The organism is Sedimenticola hydrogenitrophicus (assembly GCF_029017505.1).
In the GTDB taxonomy this organism is placed as follows: domain Bacteria; phylum Pseudomonadota; class Gammaproteobacteria; order Chromatiales; family Chromatiaceae; genus Sedimenticola; species Sedimenticola hydrogenitrophicus_A.
On the sequence record NZ_JAQGEI010000070.1, the window covers coordinates 1 to 5,614 of the forward strand.

The following is a 5,614-nucleotide window of genomic DNA, read 5'->3' on the forward strand; positions in this document are numbered from 1 at the left end:
CTGGGCGGAGGCGATTCGCTGGGTTCAAACGATTCGCAGACACTGTTTGGCATGGGGCCGGGCATTGCGGTGGTGATGCAGTGAAGCGGGTCGATTTGTCGGGTGCGGTCGCACGTTTAGCCCCGGTGTGCCCGATGAATTAAAGAAGTGCTTGCAATCGGGGAAGAAGTTTGGCAAATTCCCCTACAAGAAACAAAGTAATAACGAAAAAGAATAAGGATGACTAGGTAAAGGAACTTACGCCCAGCCCCCGCGTTAATTCTATTTATCTCGCAGAGCCGATGGGGAGACATCGCGCGCTCTGGCGAGTCATCAATGCACCCGATCACACGGGCGTTCCCGCGGAGCGCCGAGGCGTAGGTGCGCCTGAAAAAATCGCCGTGGCGGTGAGCGCGCCGCCGTGATTTGAAGTGATTTAAAAATAAGTAATAAAAACAAAAAGCTGGGGAATATGCGGTGAATGACAACCGGAAGTTGTGCATTGCGGGGTGGTTGCGCGTGGGCTTGTGGTTCGGTGCCGGGTGGGTCGCGTTTCCGGCCGGGGCGGCGGAGCCGGTGTGTGCGCAGGTCAAGATAGAGATCGCCCAGGAGCTGACGCTGGAGCGCCAGGCGTTCGATGCCATGATGCGCATCAACAATGGCCTGGAGAAGCTGGCCATTGACCATGTCAATGTCAACGTCAGCTTTCAGGATGAGGCGGGCAACAGCGTCCTGGCCACCTCCGACCCGAACAATACCGACGCCAAATTCTTCATCCGCATCGACTCGATGGACAACATCGCGGATGTCAGTGGCAACGGGTCGGTGGCGCCGCAGACCACGGCCGAGATCCACTGGTTGATCATTCCGGCGGCCGGGGCGGCGGCGGACGCGCCCAATGGCAAGCTGCATTTTGTCGGTGCCAACCTGAGCTACACCCTGGGTGGTGAACCGGAGAGTGTGGTGGTGACGCCGGATTTCATTACCGTCAAGCCGTTGCCGCAACTGACCCTGGACTACTTTCTCTCGCGGGAGGTGAGGGGTGATGATCCGCTGACGGCGGAGATCGAGCCGATCGAGCCCTACACCTTGGGCGTGCGGGTCAAGAACAACGGCATTGCCCCGGCGGAGGCGGTCAAGATCGACTCGGCCCAGCCGAAGATTGTGGAGAATGAACAGGGCCTGTTGATCGGCTTTGAGATCATTGGCAGTTCCATTGACGATCAGCCCAGTGCGCCGGTGTTGTTGGCGGATTTTGGCCGGATCGAGGGGCAGAGCGCCAAGGTGGGGCGTTGGCAGATGACCAGCACCCTGGCGGGCGAGTTCGTTGATTTTACCGCCACCTTCTCGCACGCCGATGAGCTGGGCGGCGCGTTGACCTCCATCCTGGAGGCGACCAACAGCCATTTGCTGCTCCATGATGTGCGTGTGGATCTGCCGGGTCGTGACGGGGTCAGGGATTTTCTGGCCCGGGATGGCGATGTGTTGCGCCTCTACGAGTCGCATGGGGTGGACAGCGAGGTGACCGATCACTCGGGTGAAGCGGTGCTGTCACTGATCGGCCAGAACGGGACCCGGCGTGATCATCGGCTGAGCTTCCCGGTCTCCGCCGGGTTCAGCTATGTGCAGCTGCCCGATCCCTATGCGGGCGCCAAGGTCATCCAAACGGCCGTGCGCGCCGACGGCAAACCCCTGCCGGCCGAGAATGTCTGGATCTCCCGTACCCGTAACAAGAGCACCAACCCCTACACCTGGGACTACTTCATCAACCTGCTGGATGCGGCGAGCGGCGGTGATTACTCCCTGCGCCTTGATACGCCGGTGGTGGGTCCGGAGCCGCCGGTTCTGCAGTACATCCCGCCGCGCACGACCCACGAAGGCAACCCGGTGGGTTTTCTGGTCGAGGCGACGGATCCCAATGGCGATACGGTGGTCCTCAGCGCCAGTCCGCTGCCTGCCGGTGCCGGCTTTGTGGATAACGGCGCGGGCAGCGCCACCTTCAACTGGACCCCGGCGGAGGGGCAGGCGGGCAGCTACACGATCAATTTTGTGGCCAGTGATGGCCAACTCAGTGCCACGCAGACGGCCACCCTGACCGTCAATCCGCAGTGGGATACGGACGGTGACGGCATGGCCGATGCCTGGGAGATCGCACACTTTGGCAACCTGGACCGGGATGGCACGGGCGACCTCGATGGGGATGGCATCACCGACCTGCAGGAGTATCTGGACGGCAGCGACCCGGCCTCGGGCCCCCAGGCGCCGGTGATCCAGTCGCCGCTGCACGATGTCGAGGTGACCACCCAAACCCCCGCCTTGGTGATCACCAATGCCCCCCATGCGTCTGAGCAGGCGCTGACCTACACCTTCGAGCTTTACGCAGACGAAGGGATGACCGAACTGGTGGCGCGTGCGGAGAACCGGTCCGAGGGTGTCGAGACCACGAGCTGGCTGCCGACCTCCTCCATGCCGATTCCGCTGCTCAACGACAATCACCGCTATCACTGGCGGGTCAGATCCTACGATGGGAATGTCTACAGTCTGTGGAGCAGTGCGGCCTTCTTTGTCAATACGGCAAACGATGCGCCGGGTGCGTTCAGTATCAGCAGTCCGGTCGTGGGGGCGGAGGTCGCCACCCTCAACCCCTTGTTGGTCGTGACCAACAGCCAGGATGTCGACCGCGATACGCTGTCCTACCACTTCCGCATCTACAGTGATAGTGCGCTGACCCAGGAAGTGGCCGCGGTGCAGGCGATCGCGGAAGGTGGTGCGGGCAGTACCGACTGGCTGGTGGATACCCCCCTGATCGAGAACAGTGTCTACTACTGGCAGGCGAGCGTGGTGGACGAGCACGGTGCCGAGACCCTGGGGCCGGTGGGCAACTTCTTTGTCAATACCGCCAATGATGCGCCTGGGCTGGCGACCATCGACAGCCCGGCCGCGGGCAGCTATGTAGCCACTAACCACGCCGAACTGCGGGTGATCAATGCCATTGATCCGGACGGTGATGTGCTGAGCTACACCTTTGAGCTGGATACCGTGGCGACCTTCGACAGTGTTGATCGGATCGCATCGGGTGCGATCAGCGAGACCCCCGGCCAGACGGCCTGGTCGGTCACTGATCTGCAAGAGGATCAACACTACTACTGGCGGGTGAAGGTCTTCGATGGCGTGTCGGAAAGCGACTGGGTGCAGAGTAACTTTATCGTCAATGCCCTCAACCGGGCACCCGGCACCCCGACCATCCAGAACCCGGGTGCGGGCGCCTGGGTGGCCACGCTGGAGCCCACCCTCGCGGTCAATGCGGTGACGGATCCGGACGGGGATGCACTCCAGTACCGCTTTGAGCTGTACGCGGATCCGGACCTGACGGTGCCGGTGGCCGATCAACTGAGCGCGGACCCCCAATGGCTGTTGACCAGTCCGCTGATCAACAACCAGTGGTATCACTGGCGGGTGCGGGCGGAAGACCCGTCCGGGGGGCTGAGTGACTGGTCGCCGGCGAGTGGCTTCTTTACCGATGACAACGGCGTGAACGATACCCCGACGATGAGCTTCATCGAGCCGATGGCGCCGCTGACGATCACGGGCGGGGTGGTGGATCTGCGCTGGGATGATCTGGATCCGGACAGCGATGCCCTGATCGCGTTCTATTATGACAGCGACAACGGCGGTGCCGATGGCACGCTGATCGTGGAGGGGCTGCCGGAAGACCCGGAGGAGGCTGGGGACAGCTACCGGTGGGATGTGACGCAGGTGCCGCCGGGTACCTACTGGGTCTATGCCGTGATCGACGATGGTTACAGTGCCTCCACGGTCTATCTGGCGCATGCGCTGACGATCCAGGCTACGGAGATCATCCTGGACAACAGCCATCCGGATGTGGAGATGATCGGCGAGTGGGACGCTTCCACGGCCGTTTCCGGCTTCCTGGGGGCCGACTACCGCTACCATGCGGCGAAGGGTCCATCCCCGGATGCCCTGTTGGTGGACAACCAAAGCCCGGGTTACAGCACGCTCGGAGAATGGACCGACTCGACAATGATCAGCGGCTACTATGGGGCGAACTACCAATACCATGAAGCCCAGGGGGCGGCTGTCGGCGGCGTCATCCTGGATAACCAGTCAGCGGCGTTCACTACGACCGGCGATTGGGCGCACTCGACCGAGGTCGGTGGATATCAGGGAGACGACTATCAATACCACGCGGCCAATGGGGTGTCACCCGACGGTGTGGTGATGGACAACAGTGATCCGGCGGTACAGAGCGTGGGCAATTGGCCGGCGTCCACGTCCATCGACGGATACCAGGGGGCCAATTACCAACATCATGAGGCGGGCAGTGGTGGCAACACCTTTACCTGGCCGATGAGTGTGCCCGAGAGCGGCCACTATCAGGTCTATGCCCGCTGGACGGCCGATAGCAATCGCGCCAGTAATGCGCCCTTCACGATCGAGCATGATTATGGTGTTGACACCATGGCGGTGGACCAGCGCGACCACAATGGGGAATGGTTTATAGTTGAAAGCTTCAACTTCACTCCGGGACGTCAATACGCCTTCACCCTGAGTGACGCGGCCGATGGCTATGTGATTGCCGATGCGGTCAAGCTGGTGCCGGAGGGTGCCGGACCGAACACGGCCACCTGGACCTATACCCCCGATCAGAGCGGTCAGTACAAGGTCTATGCCCGTTGGTCGGCGGATGCGAATCGCGCATCCAATGCGACGTACAGTATTACCGATGACAGTGGCACGACCGCCGTCGCCATGAACCAGCAACAGCAGGGGGGCGAGTGGAACCTGCTGGGCAGTTATGGCTTTAGCTCGGGAAACAGCTATGCCATCACCCTGACCGACCAGGCCGATGGTTACGTGATTGCCGATGCCCTCAAGATCGTGCCGGTCGATGCGCCACCCAATACCGCGATCTGGCATTTTGCTATCCCCGAGAGCGGTCGGTACCGGGTGTATGGCCGCTGGAGTGCGCATGCCAACCGGGCGACCGATGCGGGTTACCGGATTGAACATGCCTACGGCAGCACCACGGTGTTGGCCAACCAGCAGCAGAACGGCGGCGACTGGAACCTGCTGGGGACCTTCAACTTCAATCAGGGCGTCGGCTACGACGTCCGCCTGACCGACCAGGCGGACGGCTATGTGATTGCCGATGCCATCACACTGTCACCGGTGGATGCCCAGCCCAACCGCTATGTCTGGCACCTGAACATACCGGTCACCGGGCAGTACCAGGTGGATGCCCGCTGGACCGCCCATCCCAATCGGGCGACGGATGCGACCTATGTGATTGCCCACGACGGTGGCGATGCACCGGTCACGGTGAATCAGCGGCAAGCCGGCGCCCAGTGGAACCGGCTGGGCACCTATCACTTTACCCGGGGTGGCCTGCACTCCATCAGCCTCACCGACGAGGCGGATGGCTACGTCATTGCCGATGGCATCCGGCTGGTGCCGGTGGCGCCCTAGGCAGGGCCTTCGACGAAGGTGATGGAAAACAGGCCCCGGCAGAATGGCCGTGCGCAGCAACCGCATTAAATGGAATAAGAAAAAGGTCCAGAGACTGATGTCCAAATCACGCACACAACCGCTCGTACTCTCCGCCTGTCTCCTGCTG

At 61.7% G+C, this 5,614-nt stretch carries 1 protein-coding gene; it reads left to right on the forward strand.

The window, feature by feature from the left end; all coding sequences use genetic code 11:
- Positions 1-456: 456 nt before the first annotated feature.
- On the forward strand, positions 457-5,466 hold the full coding sequence (locus O9K64_RS23070; RefSeq protein WP_275100481.1) for an Ig-like domain-containing protein: 5,010 nt from the start codon (positions 457-459) through the stop codon (positions 5,464-5,466).
- Positions 5,467-5,614: the final 148 nt, after the last annotated feature.